We start from the raw sequence: 205 nt of genomic DNA, 5'->3' as shown, positions 1-205 counted from the left end.
ACAAAACATATGGCTTTAAAGCAATTTGGTCTACGTTATTCAATGTTTTTGGTCAGCGCCAAGATCCAAACGGTGCTTATGCAGCTGGTAATTCCGAAATGGACGGCGTCATGATTGCTGGTGAGGATGTCTTCATTAATGGAGATGGTGAAAACCAGTCGTGATTTCTGCTTTATTCAGAATGTTGTACAAGCCAATATTTTAG

Annotated in this window: 1 pseudogene; it reads left to right on the top strand. The window is 40.0% G+C overall.

The features are described 5' to 3' along the window. Positions 1-205, top strand: a pseudogene (locus AVJ20_RS18830) (NAD-dependent epimerase/dehydratase family protein); the annotation flags it as partial.

It is taken from the genome of Acinetobacter sp. CFCC 11171 (assembly GCF_003268405.1).
GTDB classification, from domain to species: Bacteria; Pseudomonadota; Gammaproteobacteria; order Pseudomonadales; family Moraxellaceae; genus Acinetobacter; species Acinetobacter amyesii.
Note: the sequence above shows the minus strand (reverse complement) of the source record. Positions and strands in the feature narration are given on the sequence as shown.